The sequence below is a fragment of the Pasteurella canis genome, from assembly GCF_020810675.1.
Lineage (GTDB): Bacteria > Pseudomonadota > Gammaproteobacteria > Enterobacterales > Pasteurellaceae > Pasteurella > Pasteurella canis.
Genome location: NZ_CP085871.1, coordinates 1,416,804 through 1,436,845, shown reverse-complemented (window position 1 = coordinate 1,436,845; position 20,042 = coordinate 1,416,804). Strand labels below are relative to the sequence as shown.

The window sequence follows — 20,042 nt, the reverse complement described above, 5'->3', positions numbered from 1 at the left end:
TGTTGAGGGCATAGAAATGGCAAGAAAACCTAAAAAATTACTAAATCATCCAAATGATGTTCCTGCAGAGCAATTGGAAGGGCTCTTATATGCTTGTGGTGGAAAATTATCTAAAGTAGATGGGTATAGCGGTGTAGTGCGTAAGGATATTGCTGAACAACAAGTTGTTGTTGTTACTGGCGGCGGAAGTGGTCATGAACCTATGTTTGCTGGTTTTGTTGGAAAAGGATTAGCTGATGCTGCTGCACTAGGCGAAATTTTTGCCTCACCGTCTCCTGATATTATTATCGAAACCACTAAAGCAGCCCAAAAAGGTCAAGGTGTACTTTTTGTTTATGGTAATTATGCTGGTGATAATATGAATTTTGATATTGCCGCAGAATTATTAGAAGAAGAGGGAATTGCAGTTAAAACAGTACGAGTAACAGATGATATTTCTGCTGCACCTATTGAGAGAATGTCTGAACGTCGAGGTGTTGCAGGAGATATGTATGTATTAAAAATTGCAGGTGCCGCAGTACAAGCAGGCTATGATCTTGATGCACTCCATAAAGTCACTAATAAAGCAAATTTTAATACCCGTACGATGGGGGTTGCCTTAGCGGCTTGCTCTATCCCTCAGACAGGTAAATTCAACTTTGAGCTTGCAGATGATGAGTTAGAACTAGGAATGGGTATCCATGGTGAAACTGGCGTGAGAAGACAAAAGTTAACAAGTGCGGATGAAATTAACCAAGAAATTGTTGAACGCATTTGTGCTGATATTGGACTTCAAGCTGGAGACAGAGTTTGTGTGACGATAAATAATCTAGGTGCAGCAACTTATACTGAGTTACTTATCTCAAATCGAAAAGTACATCAGGAACTAGAAAAACGTGGTATCCAAGTCTATGACACTTTAATTGGTTCGTTTTGTACTTCTCAAGAAATGTCAGGATATTCTGTAACACTTTTCCGCTTAGATGATGAACTACAAAAGTTATATGACTTACCTTGTGATGGCTTTGCTTGGAGAAAATAAGATGAATGTAATTGAAACAAAAGCATTATTGTTATATACCGCTGAAAAAATGATGGCGAGTGAGCCTACTTTGACTGAACTTGACCTCAAAATTGGTGATGGTGATCATGGTTTAGGTATGTTACGTGGATTTACTGCAGTAAGAGATCTTTTACAATCAGAGAGTTTTGAGCCAAAAGATATTGGTGATTTATTTTTAACAGCAGGAACAAAGATGATGTCGAGTATGGGCGGTGCGTCTGGTGCGATTTTCGGTACATTGTTTCGTGCTGGAGGTAAGGCGATTGCAGGTGAAAATGAATTTAATGCATCTGTTTTAGCAAGATTTCTTGCTGCAGGTTCAAGTGCAGTATTTACTCGAGGTGGTGCTAAACCTGGAGATAAAACGATGGTTGATGCACTTGTTGCAGCAGAGAAACAAGCTGAAAAAGTAAGTAATGAGGAGTTAAACAAAGCGCTATTAAGTGTCGCAAAAGCAGCAGAAGATGGTGCAGAAAGTACACGTAATCAAGTTGCCGTTTTTGGACGAGCAAAAAGTTTAGGTGAGCGATCATTAGGCTATGTCGATCCTGGCGCGGTGTCTATGTCATTAATTATTAAATATATGGCTGAGTTTGTGAATCAATAAGTTTTAAAATCCAGCTAATTAAAGAGTGGTAAATGACTGGAGTAATGTTTAAAAAATAAAAGCTTACTTATTGTCATTTCACTCTTTATTACGGCTAAACTTAAGATACAAATTATATAAATAAAAATAAATAAATTTACTAGTTTTTATACTATGTGGAAATTATCTTTATTTTAATTGGAGTAAATGATGAATAACAAAATTAAATTAGCAGTAAATACCTCTATTTATGATGGCTATGATTTAGATGTTGCTTTTTCTTCAATTAAAAAATGTGGTTTTGATTTTTTTGAATTGGCATATAACCAAGGTTATGTAAGTAATTTAAATGATAGTTTATTTACTATTGAAAATGCTAACTATATTAATTCTTTAAAAGAAAAATATAAATTAGATACGCTTGCTTTAGGTTGTACAATGGATTTATCTACAGAAGGTTTATATTCAATTTTTCTGCCTCGTTTGAGATTTGCTAATTTAATTGGTGTGAAATATATAAACGTTTGTACTACTAAATTAATGAATAAAGAAAAATTAATTGAAAATCTTATTTCACTTAAACCGTTATTAGATGAGTTTGATTGTATATTATGTTTAGAAAATGCAGGTGATTATAATTTTAATGCTTTTACAACTTTAGACGATGGTATCGCGTTACTTAATATTTTAGGGTTCGAACGTTACGCACTAAATTTTGATCCAGGGAATATGGCAACCTATCAGCCTGATCTGGATATTCTTTCTCAGGCTATAAAATCGATAGATTATTGTCGTTATTTTCATATCAAAGATGTTGCATGTAAAGATGATAAGTTTAATTTTGTCACGATTGGTGAGGGTAGTATTAATTATTTACCAATTATTAATGAAATAATGAAAGAAAATATACCATGTAGTTTAGAAATTCCTCTTCGAATATATAGAGAATTAGATTCAACGCCAGTAAAGAAAGAAGAGCGTGTTTCTTTAGACTTAATAGAGAATGTTTTAATTAAATCAAGAGAATATATTGATAATGCGATAAAAGGAACGGATTTAAAATGAACGAAGAAGAAATGGATTTATTAACAGAAATAGCTATATCTTATTATGAACATGAATTAACGCAAGAAGAGATTGCCAATAAATTTAATATATCTCGCGTTAAAATAGGACGTTTGTTAAAAAAAGCCCGACAAGAAGGTATTGTCGATATTAATGTGAAATATCATCCAATATTTACTTCAAAATTAGAACAGCGTTTAATTGACGAGTTTGGTATTCAACGAGCATTAATTGCGATTGATACTCAAAATGAATTAGAGCAGCGTAAGCAAGTTGCAGCATTAGTGAACGCTTATTTAGCGAGTACTTTAAGAGATGGTATGACAGTTGCTGTAGGACAAGGCAGAAATGTTGCAGCTGTTGGGGAGTATATTGGTGTTCTTCCAGAACGAAATTGTAAGTTTATCTGTGGTATTGGTGGTACGCACCGTATTGGTTCACCAATCGATGCGGACCATATTTGCCGTAATCTGGCGCGTAAATTTAATGGTACAAACGAAACATTATATTCTCCTGCATATTTAGAAAAACCAGAATTTAGAGAAATATTTTTGCAAAATGGAGTAATAAAAGAAACGCTTGATAAAGCTCGTAAAGCGGATATTGCTTTAGTAGGCATCGGCGACATGAATGAGAATAGTTATATGGTACAGCTAGGTTGGTTTACTCCTCAGGAAATTACGATGGCACGTATGAATTTAGGTGTGGTCGGAGAAATTGCAGGCTATGGTTTTTTTAATTTCCAAGGTGAGCCAGCTGACACGGTCATGAATAATAGAGTAATAGGGTTAAGCCTTGAAGATTTAAGAAATATACCTTGTGTGATAGGTATTGCATCTGAAAATACAAAAGCAACAGCGATTTTAGGTGCACTAAGAACAGGGATTATCAATATTATTGCGACTACAGCGAGTAATATTAATACCATTTTAAGTTTAACTAAAAGTTGAAACATTGATAAGGAGCTCAAAAATGAAAATAGCGATTGGCTGTGACGATGCAGCTTATAATTTAAAAATTGAATTAATTCAATTTTTAAATTCGTTAGGCATTGAATATGATGATTTTGGTGCGGGAGCTGGCGATACAACATTGTATCCAAATGTAGCTGAAAAAGTAGCAGTCGCAGTTGCTAAAGGTGAATATGATCGAGGCATCTTAACTTGCGGAACGGGTATTGGTATGTGTATTACTGCAAATAAAATCCCTGGTATTCGTGCGGCTGTTTGCCATGATATTTTTTCAGCAGAAAGAGCAAGAAAAAGTAATGATGCCCAGATTATTTGTTTTGGTGAACGTGTTATAGGCGTTGAGTTAGCTAAAGCATTGCTAAAAAGGTGGTTGGAGTGTGACTTTGCAGGAGGTGGTTCAGCACCTAAAGTTGCTCAAATTAACGAAATAGATTCTAAATATCATCGTTCTGCGTAGATATCAGAATCTAATCTGTCTTTATTTTAACGATAGGGTGTAACTTATGAAAAAACTAAACTTTATTTCTTCTGCAATCATTTTAACTGCATTTTCTGGCACAGCCATTGCAGCAGGTAATTACACATTTGCATTAAGCCATTATGGTTCCCCGAGTGATACAGTAACTAAAGCAACAGAGTTGATGGCAAAAAGAGCTCATGAATTATCGAATGGGCGTATCACAATAAAATTACATCCTAATAGTGAGTTGGGAAATTCTGGGGCTCAAATTGATGGTGTTCGTATGGGAACTATTGATATTGTTGTCGTTGGAAATCCTTACTATACAACATTTAATGAAGAATTAAACTTATTAGACCTACCATTTTTATTTAGAGATGAAGCGCATGTAGAAAAAGTATTAGCGAGTGAAGTTGGAGATCATTTACTAGCTTCTTTTGAAAAGGTGGGTCTTAAAGGCTTAGCTTTTTATGAGGTTGGTTTTAGAGATATCACGAATAATAAACGGGCAATAAAAACAGTGACTGACTTATCTCATTTAAAATTAAGAACCACTCCTAACCCTGCGCATATTTCTGCATTTAAAGAATGGGGAGTTAATCCAACGCCAATGCCATTTAATGAGGTTTATTTCTCTTTAAAAACAGGCGTAATTGATGGACAAGAAAACCCAGTTCACCATATTTATAACAATAATTTACAAGAAGTACAAAAGTACCTTTCTCTTACACATCATGCCTATACTGCAGCGCCTATGACAATGAATTTAGATACATTTAATTCATTAGATAAGGAGGCTCAACAAATCTTATTGCAAGTCGCAAAAGAGGGGGCAGAATTAGAAAAAGCATTAAATATAGAGGAAAACAAGGTTTATCTTGGTAAATTGAAAGAGCAAGGGATGGAGATTGAATATTCACCAGATACTACTTCTTTCCAAGAAGGGGCAAAGAAAGCGTGGAATGATTACGCGAAAAAATTTGGCGATAAATTAATTAATAAAACCGTTGAAACCAAATAATATAGTTAAATGGCTAGTGTTTAATAGATTAATACTAGCCATTTTAATATTTGAGAGGGAATTATGATTGAGCGTTATAATAAATTTATAAATAACACTTTCCTTTCTTTAGGATGTATATTTTTTGCCGTACTTGTTGTAATGACTTTTGTACAAGTTATTACTCGATATGTTGTCAATATATCCTTCCCTTGGGCTGAGGAATTTCTGCGTTTTTGTTATACCTATATGATTATATTTGGTATTTTGACTACAACTCAAATTCAAGTGCCATTATTAAGAATCATGATTTTTGAAAAGTTTAAATACGGTTGGATATTATCATCGTTGCTTTACTGTATTATGTTAATTTGCCTTTTCTTACTTATCAAAGGTGGCATAAAACTTTATACAATGAATATGAATAGCTATTACTCCGCATTTAAAATTTCTATTTCTTGGGTGTATGTGCCATTTATTATTTGTTTATCTTTAGAAGTAATTAGAATCATATTGGCTTCAATAGCATTAGTTCAAACTAAAAAAGTGAGGGATTTATAATGTCATTCATCATTTTATTAGGCACAATGTTTTTATTAACTGTTTTAGGTCTACCTTTATTTTATAGCATTATTTTCGCTTCAATTGTTACTTTATTTTATTTCTTGCCGAATATTCCCGTTACTATTGTTGCACAACAAGTGATGCAAGGATTGGATACTAATGCCTTACAAGCCCTTGCTTTTTTCTTCCTTGCTGGAGAGCTAATGAGTGTTGGGGGAATAACTAATCGTATTATTCGTTTTGTAACGTCAATCATCGGGCGTTGGAAAGGATCTCTCGCTTATATCAATATTTTTTCTAGTTTGTTTTTTGGATCAATAAGTGGTTCAGCAGTAGCATCAACAGCAGCTATTGGTAGTTCTCTTATCCCTGAAATGAAAAAAAGGGGCTATCCAGCGCCATTCTCAGCAGCATTGACTCAATCAGCTTCAATTATAGGTCCTATTATTCCACCTAGCGTTCCTATGATTGTTTTTGCCGCATTAGCGGGTGCTGGTGTTTCAGTTGGAAAAATGTTTATGTCAGGCATTATTCCAGGGTTAATGATAGCACTCACATTAATATTAATTACTTTTATTATTTCGAAATTGAAAGGATATGGTAATCAAGCTGTTGAATTTAGCCTCAAAGAAGTAAAAGAAAGTGCAAAAGATGCGATTTGGGCGCTACTTTGTCCAATTATCATCCTCTATGGGATAATTTCTGGGATTTTTACTGCGACTGAGGCTGGAGCTGTATCAGTTATTTATGCCTATTTAATTGGCACTTTTGTTTATAAAGAGCTAAATCTTGAGCGCCTTAAAAAAGCCTTTATTTCTTCTCTGAAAGGGACGATTACTGTTATGTTAATTGTGGGTGCATCTTCTATTTTTGCTTGGATGATAGCGCGTCTGCAAATTAGTCATCAAGTTGCTCATTGGGTATCTTCTGTCTGTGATAGTCCATTAGAAGCATTGATCTTAATTAATATCATTGTTCTCTTTATTGGTATGATCATGGATCCAACCGCAGCGCTTACTATACTTGTTCCTGTTTTTATGCCAATTGTCAATCAATTTGGCATTGCGCCAGTTCATTTTGGTCTTGTGATTATTTTGAATTTAATGATTGGTTTAGTCACGCCACCAGTAGGCTATTTGATTTTCCTGTCTGCTAATATTGCTGAATGTGAGCCAATGAAAGTATTAAAAGAAAGTATTCCGTTCTTATTATCATTGTTAGGTTTACTTGTATTATTAATTTTGGTACCTGAGTTTAGTACCTTCTTACCAGATTTACTATTTAAATAAGGAGTAAACGATGAGTAATTGGATAGATTTGTCAATGCCAATTTGTCGAGATCATGTTCGTTGGCAAACTCATATTGAGAAAAAAGGTAGTTTTGATGCAGGTGATTTATTTGAAGCAACGCAGTTACATGTTTCTTGTCATGCTTTCACTCATATGGATGCATTGAGCCATATTCAAAAAAATGCTTACAATATTTTAGATATTTCACCTGATGTATATATCGGGTTATTTCATGTTTTAGATTTATCCAAAGAGATTCAAGATAATTTTGCAATTACTGCTGAAGTATTAGCATCAATTTGGCCAGAAGGGGATGTAGAACGGATTATTTTTAAAACATGCTGGGATACTCATTATCATTATAATACAACTGATTTCTGGGGAAAATCGCCTTATATTACAGAAGATGGCGCAAAGTATTTATCTGAGAAAAACTTAAAATTAGTTACTTTTGACTTTCCTCAGGATTATCCTATCCGATCATGGCTGAATAATACGATAGAAAAACCTCTGTCAAAACATGTCACTCATCAACATTTGTTATTAAAAGGAGTGACATTGGTTGAATATATTTGTAATACAGACAAAATTACAAGCTCTCGCGTAGAGGGATTAATGTTGCCAATTGCAATTGAAAATGCAGATGGCGCGCCTTGCCGAGTGCTAGTCAAAAATATTTAAGGGGTCAGATGATGTCTAAAAAAGTTTATTTTGGTACTAATTTAAAAATGTATAAAGGGAATAACGATACGATTGACTATCTATCAGAATTATCTCAAGTGAGGCAACAGCTTCCTTCAGAATATGATATTGAATTATTCGTTATTCCATCTTACATCGCATTAAAAGATGCTATTACGACTGTCACTAATAGTTCTAGTCAGCATGGGATTACGATAGGTGCACAAAATATGAATCCGCATGACAGAGGGCAATTCACAGGTGAAATTTCTCCAGTAATGTTAAAAGAGTTAGGCGTGCAATTAGTGATGATTGGACATTCTGAGCGACGTCATATTTTTAAAGAAAGTGATCAAGATGAAAATGAAAAAGTTGTGTCAGCTTTAAAACATGGTTTTAAAACATTATTGTGTATTGGTGAAACTCTCACACAAAAAAATACTAATACTGCTGATGAAGCGTTGAGAGTACAACTAAAAGTCGGTCTACAATCTGTAGCAAACGATGCTATAGAAAATTTATGGATTGCTTATGAGCCAGTTTGGGCAATAGGAGAAAATGGGATTCCTGCAACATCAGACTATGCAAATGAAAAACATGGCGTAATTAAAGAATGTTTGTTTGAGTTATTTGGTGATGCAAGTAAAAAAATACCTGTTTTATATGGTGGGAGTGTTAACTTAGAGAACGCTAATGAATTGATTTTACAGTCTAATATTGATGGGCTATTTGTAGGACGCAGTGCTTGGGAAGCAAAAAACTTCCACTTATTAATGAAGAATGCATTAAACACATTATCAACTAAAAATGTTGAGAACGAGTTTACTGATGTCGCCCGCCAATTAATTAAACAACTTGGTGGTATTCAAAATATTAGTGCATTAAGTCATTGTGCGAGCCGTATACGTGTCATTATTAATAATGAAAGCCATATAAATAAGCCTGCTATTGAAAAAATAACTGGAGTAAATGGATTATTTTCTATCGCTAATCAATACCAAATTATTGTTGGACCTAAAGCGGTAGAAGGCGTGTATTGTGAAATGAAAAGATTACTTTAAATTTAATTTATATTTGTAGAATGAGGAGAAAATTATGACTACACAACTTGACTCTCTCCGTAACATGACAGTTGTTGTTGCTGATACTGGTGACATTGAGGCGATTAAAAAATACCAACCAGAAGATGCGACAACAAACCCTTCTTTAATTTTAAGTGCGTCAGCACTACCACAATATGCCTCATTAATTGATGATGCGATTGCCTATGCGAAAGCAAAAAGTGATTGCTCAAAACAGCAACTAATCGATGCTGAAGATAAATTAGCGGTAAACATCGGTTTAGAAATTTTAAAAATTGTCCCAGGACGTATCTCAACAGAGGTAGATGCACGCCTTTCTTATGATACTGAAGCGACGATTGAAAAGGCGAAAAAATTAATCGCACTTTACAACGAAGCAGGGATTGGCAATGAACGTATTTTGATTAAAATCGCTTCAACATGGCAAGGTATTCGTGCAGCGGAGGTGTTGGAAAAACAAGGGATTAACTGTAATTTAACGCTGTTATTCTCAGAGGCGCAGGCACGAGCTTGTGCTGAAGCAGGTGTTTATTTAATTTCGCCATTTGTGGGTCGTATTTTAGACTGGTATAAAGCCAATAGTGATAAGAAAGAGTATGCACCAGCGGAAGACCCAGGTGTAATTTCGGTGACGAAAATCTACAACTACTACAAGCAACATGGTTATAGCACGATTGTGATGGGTGCGAGTTTCCGTAATGTAGGTGAGATTACCGAATTAGCGGGTTGTGACCGTTTAACGATTGCGCCAGCGCTGTTAAAAGAATTACAAGAAAACACGAGTACTCTTGAGCGTAAATTAAGTTATACGGGAGAAGTGAAGGCGAAGCCAGAGCCATTAACAGAAGCGGAGTTTTATTGGCAGCATAATAGTGATGCAATGGCGGTGGAAAAACTGGCGGAAGGTATCCGTAAGTTTGCAGCTGACCAAGAGAAATTAGAAGCGATGTTATTAGCTAAATTTTAATTTAATGAAGGTAGAAAAGGGAGAGGATAAAGAATGGCAACACGTAAAGAACTGGCAAATGCAATCCGTTTTCTGAGCATGGATGCGGTCCAAAAAGCAAAATCAGGTCACCCAGGTGCCCCGATGGGGATGGCAGATATTGCAGAAGTATTATGGCGTGATTTTTTAAAACATAATCCAACTAACCCAAGCTGGGTTGACCGTGACCGTTTCATTCTGTCCAATGGGCATGGCTCTATGTTGATTTATAGTCTTTTGCATTTAACAGGCTATGACTTGTCTATCGATGACCTAAAACAATTCCGTCAATTACATTCTAAAACACCAGGTCACCCAGAATACGGCTATGCCCCTGGCGTTGAAACTACGACAGGGCCGTTAGGACAAGGTATCACTAATGCCGTAGGTTTTGCTCTGGCTGAAAAAACCCTTGCTCACCAATTTAACCGTCCAGGTCATGAGATTGTTGACCATTATACTTATGTCTTCTTGGGTGATGGTTGCTTAATGGAAGGGATTTCCCATGAGGCGTGCTCTCTAGCGGGTACATTGGGCTTAGGTAAATTAATTGCCTTTTATGATGATAATAATATCTCCATTGATGGTCATGTTGATGGCTGGTTCACAGATGATACACAAAAACGTTTTGAAGCCTATGGTTGGCATGTGATTCCTGCAATTGATGGGCATAATTCAGCACAAATCATTGATGCAGTAAAACAAGCACAAGCAGAAAAAGACAAACCGACTTTAATTATTTGTAAAACGATTATTGGTTTTGGCTCACCAAATAAAGCGAACTCACATGACAGTCATGGTGCACCATTAGGTGATGAAGAAATTGCTTTAACTCGTCAGGCATTAAATTGGTCACATGCACCGTTTGATATTCCCGCTGATATTTATGCGCAGTGGGATGCTAAAGACAAAGGGAATGTTGCACAGAAAGCTTGGGAAGAAAAATTTGCGGCTTATGAAAAAGCTTATCCTGAATTAGCGGCTGAGTTTACACGTCGTGTTAATGCTGAATTGCCTGCAAATTGGGCCGCAGAATCACAAGCATTTATTGAACAACTCCAAGCTAATCCAGCCAATATTGCTAGCCGTAAAGCCTCACAAAATGCTATTGAAGCTTATGCAAAATTATTACCTGAGTTTTTAGGTGGCTCAGCGGACTTAGCCAGCTCTAACTTAACCTTATGGTCTGGCTCAAAACCAATTCGTGCAGTTGAAAATGCAGATGGTAACTATGTTAACTATGGTGTACGTGAATTTGGTATGTCGGCCATTATGAACGGCATTGCTTTACATGGTGGTTTTATTCCTTATGGCGCGACTTTCTTAATGTTTATGGAGTATGCACACAATGCGGTGCGTATGGCGGCATTAATGAAACAACGTTCATTATTTGTGTATACGCATGATTCAATTGGTTTAGGTGAAGATGGTCCAACCCATCAACCAGTTGAACAAACCACTACATTACGTTTAATTCCAAATCTTGAGACATGGCGTCCTTGTGACCAAGTGGAATCTGCGGTGGCATGGAAAGCGGCGGTTGAACGTAAAGAGGGACCGAGTGCACTTATCTTTACTCGTCAAAATCTTGCTCAAATGACACGTAATGCAGAGCAATTAGCCAATGTTGCCCGTGGTGGTTATGTGTTACGTCACTGCTGTGAAAAACAAAGCTGTCCTGATTTAATTCTTATTGCGACAGGTTCGGAAGTAGAGCTTGCGATGAAGGCGGCTGAGGTATTAGATGCGGAAGGGGTGAAAGTCCGTGTGGTCTCGATGCCAAGTACTAATGTGTTTGATAAACAAGATGCGGCGTATCGTGAGAGCGTATTACCAAGTAATGTGACGAAACGTGTAGCGATTGAAGCGGGGATTTCGGACTTCTGGTATAAATATGTAGGCTTTGAAGGTCGTGTTGTGGGGATGAATAGTTTTGGTGAATCTGCTCCTGCTGACCAATTGTTTAAGCTCTTTGGTTTTACTGTTGAAAATGTTGTCGCTAAAGCAAAAGAGATTTTGTAATTTCTTGTTTAATCTGCTTTTCTAGTAATAAAGAAAACATTTGATATAAGAAGAGGCTTCTATTGTTTTATCACAATAGAAGCCATATTTTATATTATAAGTCTACCAGCCCCAGCCAATACCAGCGCCAACATTGAAATGACCTTGTGTATTTGCACTACCTGATGCCTTAAATACAATTGGTGAATTGTCTGCCATGCGACTGATGCCAAATGCAGCCGCTGATTGACCTCTGTAGGAACCTACAGCAACTGAAACCATCGACTGACCATTGCGGAAAGCTTGTGGTAAGTTTGCCATTGCTGTTGCTCCAGCAATCCCTGCTTTCAAGTCAGAGTTCATGCGGTTAAGTTTATTTTCAATATGCTGAAAATCAATTCTGAGATCCGCAACTTGTTCATGTACTTTACGAAGTTGAGCTACGTTAACTGCATCTGTGTCTTTTGTCCCTGCTGCAAGGTTATGTATTTGACGTGTAACTCTTGGTGTGGTGTCATTGCCCTCATTACCAACAGAAATACCTGCATGCGTTGATGTCCACGTTGCATCTGTCTTATCTGCAGAGTTTGCTAAAAATCCAGTCTTGCCTTTTTCTATATCTGCTCTAGAGTTACTACCTAATGCAACAGCATCATCTTCAATTGAAATTGCTTTAGTACCCAAGCTTACAGAGTTGTTTACAGGACGTTTTGGACCGTTGATTGTATTTTTAGTAAGATCTGATTTCGGTTTATGATTCATTAAATATTCTACATCGGTAGCCGTACCAGCGCCATTCCCAATAGCAATATTGCTATTACCTTTTATACCAACACCAGCAGCATTTCCTGTAGCAATATTTCCATTTCCTTCAACATTTTGCCCAGAATATGCGCCGTTAGCAATATTAGCATTACCAGTTGTATTAACTCCACTGTATGTGCCCGAACTAATATTGGAAGAGCCATTTACTTTTTGCCCTGTGCCATACCCATGAGCAAGATTAAATGAACCACTTACTTCAGAGCCAGCTGCTCGTCCAATTGCAGTATTGTTATTTCCAGTTACGTTGTTACCAGCTTTGTATGCTATTGCAATATTGTTATTGCCTTTGACATGTCTACCAGCGTCACCAGAAATAGCCACATTGGTATTTCCAGTTACATTTGTACCTGCATTTGTGGAAATAGCTATATTATTTTTCCCTGATACGCTTGTACCTGCATTGTTACCCTCTTTAATATTTCCATTACTATCAGGTGCAGAGTAGCCAGTTGAAGCAATAAGAGTCAGAATACTTAGAGTAAAAATGTTATGTTTTTTGAGCATAAGATGTCCTTAATTAAAAAAAAGAATAAATTAGATTAATTATATGTAAATTTGTTTATGCATTAAGCAAAAAACGGGTTCATTATATACAAATTAATTTAATTTGGTATTCAAAGGTATACATTTGTATACGTAATGCAAACATTTATTTACACTTATTTACTTTGATTTTTTTTCGTGTGGTTTTATTATTTTTTGAATTTTATATAATTAAAGATTAATTTTTATGAATTTTTTTTAAGAAATATTTGACTTAGATAGAAAAAATATTTATTTATTTTTTTATTTGGCGAAAGAGGATAGACCAGTTTATAGTTCTGATAATAGCTTTATTTTGAAAAGGAATAAGAATTTAATTGAACATATGATAGTTATTGAAGAAAAATATAGATATATGGCACGCCCTATTGGATTCGAACCAATGACCTACGGCTTAGAAGGCCGTTGCTCTATCCAGCTGAGCTAAGGGCGCATTTCAAATGGACATTTTTTTCAAACAAAGGAAAGTGGTCGGCGAGATAGGATTTGAACCTACGACCCACTGGTCCCAAACCAGTTGCGCTACCAAGCTGCGCTACTCGCCGATGAATGTGTAGCATTATAGTTTCCTTTTAATTACAGTCAATTAATTTTTTCTATTTTTCATTCAATCGTACAAATTAATCTCAATTTCACTTACATTTGAGCTATTTTTCTGACAAAATAGCAAACGTTTTCTTTCACTCAATCAAAGGATAAAACGAATGACTGCACAAGTAATTTCTGGTACAGAATTGTCAACTAAAATTAAGTCAGAAGTAGCGCAAAAAATAAAACAATATGTACAACAGGGAAAACGTGCACCTGGGTTAGCGGTAATCCTTGTTGGAACAGATCCAGCCTCACAAGTCTATGTAGGTAGTAAACGTAAAAGTTGCGCAGAAATTGGGATTCATTCTAAATCTTATGACTTGTCTGAAAATACCTCAGAAGATGAATTATTAACTTTAATTGACCAGCTTAATCAAGATGTTGAAATCGATGGTATTTTGGTTCAGCTACCCTTACCAAAACATATTGATAGTACAAAAGTGATTGAGAGAATCACACCAGAAAAGGATGTTGATGGTTTTCATCCTTATAATGTCGGGCGTTTATGTCAGCGTATTCCTACATTACGAGCCTGTACCCCTTATGGTGTGATGAAATTGCTTGAAACCACGGGTATTAATTTATATGGGCAGCATGCCGTGATAGTTGGAGCTTCAAATATTGTAGGGAGACCGATGGCATTAGAGTTATTGTTAGCGGGTTGTACCGTGACAGTGACACATCGTTTTACTAAAGATCTAGAAGCACATGTGCGCCAAGCAGATATTTTGGTTGTAGCAGTAGGCAAACCACAGTTTATTAATGGAGACTGGGTCAAAGAAGGGGCGGTGGTTATTGATGTTGGTATTAATCGTCTTGATGGCAAACTCGTTGGTGATGTGGAATACGCTGTAGCAGCAAAAAAAGCCAGCTATATCACGCCTGTTCCAGGCGGTGTTGGACCAATGACAGTAGCAATGTTGATGTTTAATACATTAACTGCCTATGAAAAGCAGATATAATCAGCAAATAGTACAAAAAAGTGCGGTCGATTTTGACCGCATTTTTTTGAAGTAGATTTACTATTATGCTGAATATGTAAACTTGTAGAATATCTTCGATAATAAAAAAACGCTATTTCATCAATAGCGTATTTTTATCATTGAATGTTATCAGTTTTAAAGGTATAGGTTTTAGAAAGGTTGTTTCTATATCATTTTGAAATGTAAATTATAAAACAATTTGAAATCAATCAATTAAATATTAACTTGTCAAAATTGAAGTGTGAACACGTAAAAATAAAGAATAAAAAGGCTAGATTTCAGATTTTATTTTTACACAATGTACTTATATAAAATACCAAACAGACAATATTTGTCCATAAAGTTATTGAAAGTATGAAAATTTACACTTATTCAGCGTAAATTTGGGTCAGAACAAAGAATTGTACATCAATACTAGATCGTTTTTTGGAGAGAGAGATGGATTCAAAATTTTATCTTTCTAGAATTTTACATACAACTAATAATCAAGAGTTTAATGAATCTGAGCTCCTTTTAGTTGAGAAGAAAGTAATTATTGTTCTTGCAGAACCTGGTGCAGGGAAAAGTTATTTATTAGATAGTTTGGCAAAACAAATAGGTATTACTAAAAATACTGCAAATATTTTCATTCATTCAAATGAAGAAAAATGTTCTTCACTTGTTATTGATGGTTTTGATGAATTAGTAAAAATTGGCTCATCAACGGTAATGAAGGCCCTTACAATGGTTAAAAATACTTCAGCAGAGAGAATAATCTTATCTAGTCGTTCTAGTGAGTGGTCTGAAGGTTATACACATTATTGTAAAACTATTTTTGACGAAGAACCTTTATTAGTTTATTTAAAACCTTTCGACGAAAAAGAACAAAAAGATCTTTTCTTACATTATTACCCACAACAAAATGCGGAACAATTTTTAAAAGAAGCAGCTAATATTGAATTAACACCATTACTAGCTAATCCTTTATTTATGAAACTATTTTCAAAATCCTATGTAGAGAACAACCAATGCTTTGAAAATCGTTATTCCGCATTTAGGCTAGCTATTGAAGGATTAGCAAAAGAAAATAATAGTAGCTATTCTTACGATAAAAATATATTACCTGCTTCTAAAAAAATTGAATTAGTAGAAGATATCTTTACTAAATTAATGCTATCAGGTTCAGAAGGAATAAGTTTAAGTGATTCAGCTTCTAATCGATTTTATCCACATATTGCTACTTTAAATTCAGATACAAACATTACACAAATTTTATCTACTCAATTTTTCATTCCATCTGATAGAGCAGAACAACATCGCCCAGTTCATAGAATTGTTGCTGAATATTGTGCTGGTAATTATCTTGCTAAGAAATTGACTTCAGCATCTAATCCATTAGCTCTGAGTAAAATTTTATCTATTATTGCCCCTAATAATATAGTTCGTGATGAGCTACGTGGTTTGTTTGCTTGGATGGCTGTATTATCGGAAAATCAGCGTATTCAGGAAATACTAATTGATTTAGACCCCTATGCAATTTTGTCGAACGGGGATTCTGGTTTGCTATTACCTAGCTCAAAAATAAAATTACTCTCTAAATTAAAAGACTTAAATCAAATAGATCCTTATTTCCGCCGTAGTGATAGATGGAGAAACTTTAGTTTGTCAGAATTTTTTACAGATGAATTATTGGATGAACTGAAAGATTTATTATCTTTAGATAATGTTGGTGGAGATTTACAAAGCCTTTTATTAGAAGTATTAATTGATTCTCCTATAATTTCAAAATTAACTAATGAGCTAAAAAACATTGTTTGCGATATCAGCTCTGAATACTGGGATAAATATACACGTAGATTAGCAGGTAAATGTTTATCAAAAGTCAAAGAGTATAACTACCAAGAAACTTGTAAATTTTTAATTGAAGCTGGAGATAATGTTTCGCTTTCTATAGTAGCTGATATAATGATCAAGTTAAATGATGAATTTCAGATAATTGATTATGTCCAGTTTCTAAAAGTTTGTTCGAAATTGTACCCAACAGATCGCCGTATTGAGAGAGTTATTGGAGAACGTTTCTTCATTAAGCGCTTTATTCAAAAATTAAGTTCTAATTTAGTTGTACCATTATTAGATGAGTTATCAGCTAATTTATCCTGTTCTTGCCAAGAAAAGTACGATTACCAGTGTCGAGTTGGTGTCAGCAAGATTATCAGTATGTTGTTAGATCGTTATTTTGAGCTATATCCAGAGCCTTGGGAGCCAGAAAAAATTTGGAAATGGGTAAAAGAGCTATACTTCCAAAAGAGTATAACAAAAGAAGAGAGCCTATCAGTAAGAATTTTATCTGAAAATGATACTTTAAGACAAAATATTATCAAAATTGCATTTGAGAATAAATTTAATCATAAAGCTATTCAGGAAACAAAGTTTAATTGCTTTGGCCGGCATCTCCATTCGGGGTTGTATTTTCAGCCGCAGGATCTTAAATATATTGTTGATTTAGCGTTTGATACCAATAATGTTGAATTATGGTCTTGTTTTATGGTTAGGCATGATTTTTATATCAAAGAAAAATCACCTAACTCATTACGTAAGCACATGCGTATGCAAGCATTGCAAAAAAATGATTTTCTGCGTACTTGGTATAAAAATAATATAGAAACTAAAAAAAGTTATAGAAATAATATTTTGAAATACAATCGTAAAAAGAGAACTAGAGCATATAACAAAAAACAAAGAAATATTCGTAATAAAGATATTCGATATATTCAAGAAAATAGAAAATTAATAGAAAGTGGACGACATTGGAATGCTCTTTTAGCATTTTCTCAAACTATATTACAAGAACCTGATAAAATTTTAGAAATGTTTGGTGATGTTCAGCTGGTAAAAAATGCTGTGTATAACTGTTTGGATTATATTGAACCAGATATACCTAGTATAGCTAGACTAGCAGAGTTACGATGCAAATCCATAATCTTAAATATTGAACCTATCTTATATGTAGCTTGCTTAGAAATTTTAAAGCGTGACGGTTCACTAAATTCAGTATCAGTAGATACATTAATAGCATTACGAGCTGGTTTTTCTACCTATTGGGTAGGAATGAATTCTGATGATAGAGAGTTACTAAAACAAGAGGTCGATAGATGTCTATTCTGGAATTCAGCAACTGCTGAGCAATTTTTACGTGACTATATTGAACCACAATTAGCTTGTGTAGAATGTAAAAGTACGTCAGTAAGCTGGTTAGCTCATGATCAAACATTTAAATTTTTACAGGGGACTCTCCCATTAGAATGGCTGAAAAAGTTCCCTGATATGAATTTTTCAGCACAAAAAGAATTATTGCTATTAGCTATTCAATTTGGTGATCGTGAGGAGCTTAAAGAATTAGTTCTGCAATACTGTGAAAAACTGCTTGATATGACAGTAGAGCCAGAAGATGTAGAGATAAAAGTTAAAAGAAATTTCTGGTTTGCTCATGCTTTTTACTTATTAGATAAAAATTATGAACCTTTTTGGCAAGAACTAATTAAAGATGCCGATAGCATTTTTATTTTAGCAGATCATTTTGGTTCTTTTGGGGACTATTCAAAATGGATAAGTCTCTCTTCTGTAAAAATAGAGCTAATTCTGAATACTTTTATTGGGCAATGGGAAGAAGTTTATTTGCCTAATATGCATAGCTCTGATAGTCCGCCTTCAGAAAAAGCTTATCGTTTTTTAAGTGGACTAATTTATAAATTGGAAGAAAATAATGAAGATAATCCAGTACCAGTTATAGAACGCTTATTGCAGGATATTCGCTATAAAAAATTTCATATTAGTCTAAAAAGTATTCGATTTAATTGTTTACGTAAATCAGTAATTCAAAATTTCCAAGTCCCGACAGCCGAGCAAATTGTAAGCTTATTAAATAAAGATGAAATAATCACTACTGAAAATTTACGTGTAGTTATATTGGAAGAACTTCAAGCCTATCAAAATGACTTAAATGGGCATGATATTTCTACGAAATCTATTTTTTACCATGGAGAAATGAATATCATCAATCGAGTTGATGAAAATACTGCGACTCAGCGGATTGCAGAACGTTTAAGATTACGTCTTGAAAATAGACAAGTAATTCCTATACGCGAAGGTTATATGAAAGACAATAATCGTTGTGATATCATTCTTTCTAAGTTAATTGATGGAAAAAGAAAAATTTTACCTGTAGAAGTAAAGGGACAATGGCATCCACAACTTTATTCAGCATGTGAGCACCAATTAGATCGTTTATATACCATTCATCCAGATGCTGATGGACAAGGTATTTACTTAGTATTATGGTTCGGTTCTAATGAAAAGGTCGCCAATAGAAAAAATCATGACATAAATAGTGCGGAAGAATTATACCAAAATATTCAAAAACAAGTACCTGAAGAATTGAGAAATCGAATGGATATTTTTGTTTTAAATTTAGCTCTATAATATTATAAATAAGGCATATTATCTGAAGTTTATAAAGAGCTTTTTAGGAAATCTGCCCAAATTTCGACTGTATCGCCTTTGTCTAATCAAACAATTCTTATTGTCATCAGCCACAACTGTTTAATTTTTTATCGGTTCTTTACAAATAATCAGGTAAGCAGCCTAGGTAAACGATTTAAGTGATGCACTTACCTGAGCTAAAGAGAGGTATATCTTGCGTCCTTATAAATATATTTAGTGGGAATAAAACATTGCTATCTAATTTATAGGTAGACCTTATAAATTACATATATAAATATCAAAAAGTAAATTAAAGTGTAAAAAAGAGCCCTTAAAAATAAAGGGCTCTTAGTATTATAGAAGTTTATATTTTACATTTTTAATTTATATGTAACTCAGAACGGAATATTATCTTCTTCAAAGCCCATGTCCATTGGTGGCTCACTTTGTGGTGCAGACTGTTGTGGACGGTTAGATTGTGAGCTAAAGTTATTACCATAGCTGCCACTAGTCGGCGAATTGTATTGTGGCGCAGAGGCTTGAGGTGCGTAACCACCTGCTTGTGGTCGATCATTGCGGCTGTCTAGCATTTGTAGTACATCGCCTTGAATCTCTGTTGTGTAGCGATCTTGACCATTTTGATCTTGCCATTTACGTGTTCTTAAGCGCCCTTCTACATACACTTTAGAGCCTTTACGTAAATACTCTCCAGCCACTTCAGCTTGACGACGATAGAATACGATGCGATGCCATTCTGTGATTTCACGGCGTTCGTTAGTATTTTTATCAATCCAGCTTTCGCTTGTTGCAACGCTAATATTCGCTACGGCGTCGCCATTTGGCATTGTGCGAATTTCAGGATCATTTCCTAAATTGCCCACAATGATTACTTTATTTACTCCAGCCATATAATCC

The 20,042-nt window shown here is 34.9% G+C and carries 16 protein-coding genes and 2 tRNA genes; 14 read left to right on the top strand and 4 right to left on the bottom strand.

Going from position 1 to position 20,042, the window contains the following annotated elements; all coding sequences use genetic code 11:
• The first annotated feature begins 16 nt into the window (after positions 1–16).
• The 12 genes from K7G93_RS06665 (at position 17) to tkt (ending at position 11,748) form a co-directional block, all read left to right on the top strand.
• A complete protein-coding gene (locus K7G93_RS06665) occupies positions 17–1,021 on the top strand; it encodes a dihydroxyacetone kinase subunit DhaK (protein ID WP_049215382.1) in 1,005 nt (334 codons plus the stop codon).
• A 1-nt stretch (position 1,022) separates the two neighbouring features.
• Positions 1,023–1,649 (top strand): dihydroxyacetone kinase subunit DhaL, encoded by a 627-nt coding sequence (dhaL, locus tag K7G93_RS06660; protein ID WP_115323111.1) that lies wholly within the window; start codon positions 1,023–1,025, stop codon positions 1,647–1,649.
• A 189-nt stretch (positions 1,650–1,838) separates the two neighbouring features.
• Complete coding sequence (locus tag K7G93_RS06655; RefSeq protein ID WP_049215378.1) at positions 1,839–2,693, top strand: sugar phosphate isomerase/epimerase family protein; 855 nt, start codon at positions 1,839–1,841, stop codon at positions 2,691–2,693.
• Positions 2,690–3,643, top strand: a complete 954-nt coding sequence (locus K7G93_RS06650; protein WP_049215377.1) for a sugar-binding transcriptional regulator — start codon at positions 2,690–2,692, stop codon at positions 3,641–3,643. Before K7G93_RS06655 ends, K7G93_RS06650 begins: the two co-directional genes overlap by 4 nt.
• Before the next feature lie 22 nt (positions 3,644–3,665).
• On the top strand, positions 3,666–4,121 hold the full coding sequence (gene rpiB, locus K7G93_RS06645) for a ribose 5-phosphate isomerase B (RefSeq protein ID WP_226691017.1): 456 nt from the start codon (positions 3,666–3,668) through the stop codon (positions 4,119–4,121).
• A 46-nt stretch (positions 4,122–4,167) separates the two neighbouring features.
• Positions 4,168–5,145 carry a TRAP transporter substrate-binding protein gene (locus K7G93_RS06640; RefSeq protein WP_049215373.1) on the top strand — a complete coding sequence of 326 codons (978 nt, stop codon included), beginning with the start codon at positions 4,168–4,170 and terminating at the stop codon, positions 5,143–5,145.
• A 63-nt stretch (positions 5,146–5,208) separates the two neighbouring features.
• Positions 5,209–5,685: a TRAP transporter small permease gene (locus K7G93_RS06635; protein WP_115323109.1), complete on the top strand. Its 477-nt coding sequence runs from the start codon at positions 5,209–5,211 to the stop codon at positions 5,683–5,685.
• Positions 5,685–6,977 (top strand): TRAP transporter large permease, encoded by a 1,293-nt coding sequence (locus K7G93_RS06630; protein ID WP_115323108.1) that lies wholly within the window; start codon positions 5,685–5,687, stop codon positions 6,975–6,977. The genes K7G93_RS06635 and K7G93_RS06630 overlap by 1 nt, the downstream gene beginning before the upstream one ends.
• Positions 6,978–6,987: 10 nt before the next feature.
• Complete coding sequence (locus tag K7G93_RS06625) at positions 6,988–7,659, top strand: cyclase family protein (RefSeq protein WP_049215368.1); 672 nt, start codon at positions 6,988–6,990, stop codon at positions 7,657–7,659.
• Between the two features lie 11 nt (positions 7,660–7,670).
• A complete protein-coding gene (gene tpiA / locus K7G93_RS06620) occupies positions 7,671–8,720 on the top strand; it encodes a triose-phosphate isomerase (RefSeq protein WP_115323107.1) in 1,050 nt (349 codons plus the stop codon).
• Positions 8,721–8,754: 34 nt separating this feature from the next.
• Positions 8,755–9,708, top strand: coding sequence for a transaldolase (gene tal, locus K7G93_RS06615; protein ID WP_049215362.1), 954 nt, complete (start codon positions 8,755–8,757; stop codon positions 9,706–9,708).
• A gap of 33 nt (positions 9,709–9,741) precedes the next feature.
• Positions 9,742–11,748 (top strand): transketolase, encoded by a 2,007-nt coding sequence (tkt, locus tag K7G93_RS06610; RefSeq protein ID WP_228400334.1) that lies wholly within the window; start codon positions 9,742–9,744, stop codon positions 11,746–11,748.
• A gap of 102 nt (positions 11,749–11,850) precedes the next feature.
• Here the strand turns inward: tkt and K7G93_RS06605 are convergent, their stop codons facing one another.
• From K7G93_RS06605 to K7G93_RS06595, 3 genes are all read right to left on the bottom strand, one after another.
• Positions 11,851–13,056 carry a YadA family autotransporter adhesin gene (locus K7G93_RS06605; RefSeq protein WP_226690417.1) on the bottom strand — a complete coding sequence of 402 codons (1,206 nt, stop codon included), beginning with the start codon at positions 13,054–13,056 and terminating at the stop codon, positions 11,851–11,853.
• A 395-nt stretch (positions 13,057–13,451) separates the two neighbouring features.
• A tRNA-Arg gene (locus K7G93_RS06600) sits at positions 13,452–13,528 on the bottom strand.
• Positions 13,529–13,563: 35 nt separating this feature from the next.
• A tRNA-Pro gene (locus K7G93_RS06595) sits at positions 13,564–13,640 on the bottom strand.
• 159 nt (positions 13,641–13,799) lie between these two features.
• On the opposite strand from K7G93_RS06595, the gene folD reads away from it, so the two are divergent.
• Positions 13,800–14,648 carry a bifunctional methylenetetrahydrofolate dehydrogenase/methenyltetrahydrofolate cyclohydrolase FolD gene (folD, locus tag K7G93_RS06590; protein ID WP_224045662.1) on the top strand — a complete coding sequence of 283 codons (849 nt, stop codon included), beginning with the start codon at positions 13,800–13,802 and terminating at the stop codon, positions 14,646–14,648.
• Between the two features lie 459 nt (positions 14,649–15,107).
• A complete protein-coding gene (eruA, locus tag K7G93_RS06585) occupies positions 15,108–19,127 on the top strand; it encodes an NACHT domain-containing antiphage protein EruA (protein ID WP_226690418.1) in 4,020 nt (1,339 codons plus the stop codon).
• 395 nt (positions 19,128–19,522) lie between these two features.
• Here eruA and K7G93_RS06580 read toward each other — a convergent pair whose 3' ends face one another.
• Positions 19,523–20,035 (bottom strand): single-stranded DNA-binding protein, encoded by a 513-nt coding sequence (locus K7G93_RS06580; protein WP_115323100.1) that lies wholly within the window; start codon positions 20,033–20,035, stop codon positions 19,523–19,525.
• Positions 20,036–20,042 lie beyond the last annotated feature (7 nt).

Coding starts and splice junctions, on each gene's coding strand:
- K7G93_RS06665 (WP_049215382.1), top strand. CDS start 17: ATGGCAAGAAAACCTAAAAAATTACTAAATCATCCAAATGATGTTCCT.
- dhaL (WP_115323111.1), top strand. CDS start 1,023: ATGAATGTAATTGAAACAAAAGCATTATTGTTATATACCGCTGAAAAA.
- K7G93_RS06655 (WP_049215378.1), top strand. CDS start 1,839: ATGAATAACAAAATTAAATTAGCAGTAAATACCTCTATTTATGATGGC.
- K7G93_RS06650 (WP_049215377.1), top strand. CDS start 2,690: ATGAACGAAGAAGAAATGGATTTATTAACAGAAATAGCTATATCTTAT.
- rpiB (WP_226691017.1), top strand. CDS start 3,666: ATGAAAATAGCGATTGGCTGTGACGATGCAGCTTATAATTTAAAAATT.
- K7G93_RS06640 (WP_049215373.1), top strand. CDS start 4,168: ATGAAAAAACTAAACTTTATTTCTTCTGCAATCATTTTAACTGCATTT.
- K7G93_RS06635 (WP_115323109.1), top strand. CDS start 5,209: ATGATTGAGCGTTATAATAAATTTATAAATAACACTTTCCTTTCTTTA.
- K7G93_RS06630 (WP_115323108.1), top strand. CDS start 5,685: ATGTCATTCATCATTTTATTAGGCACAATGTTTTTATTAACTGTTTTA.
- K7G93_RS06625 (WP_049215368.1), top strand. CDS start 6,988: ATGAGTAATTGGATAGATTTGTCAATGCCAATTTGTCGAGATCATGTT.
- tpiA (WP_115323107.1), top strand. CDS start 7,671: ATGTCTAAAAAAGTTTATTTTGGTACTAATTTAAAAATGTATAAAGGG.
- tal (WP_049215362.1), top strand. CDS start 8,755: ATGACTACACAACTTGACTCTCTCCGTAACATGACAGTTGTTGTTGCT.
- tkt (WP_228400334.1), top strand. CDS start 9,742: ATGGCAACACGTAAAGAACTGGCAAATGCAATCCGTTTTCTGAGCATG.
- K7G93_RS06605 (WP_226690417.1), bottom strand. CDS start 13,056: ATGCTCAAAAAACATAACATTTTTACTCTAAGTATTCTGACTCTTATT.
- folD (WP_224045662.1), top strand. CDS start 13,800: ATGACTGCACAAGTAATTTCTGGTACAGAATTGTCAACTAAAATTAAG.
- eruA (WP_226690418.1), top strand. CDS start 15,108: ATGGATTCAAAATTTTATCTTTCTAGAATTTTACATACAACTAATAAT.
- K7G93_RS06580 (WP_115323100.1), bottom strand. CDS start 20,035: ATGGCTGGAGTAAATAAAGTAATCATTGTGGGCAATTTAGGAAATGAT.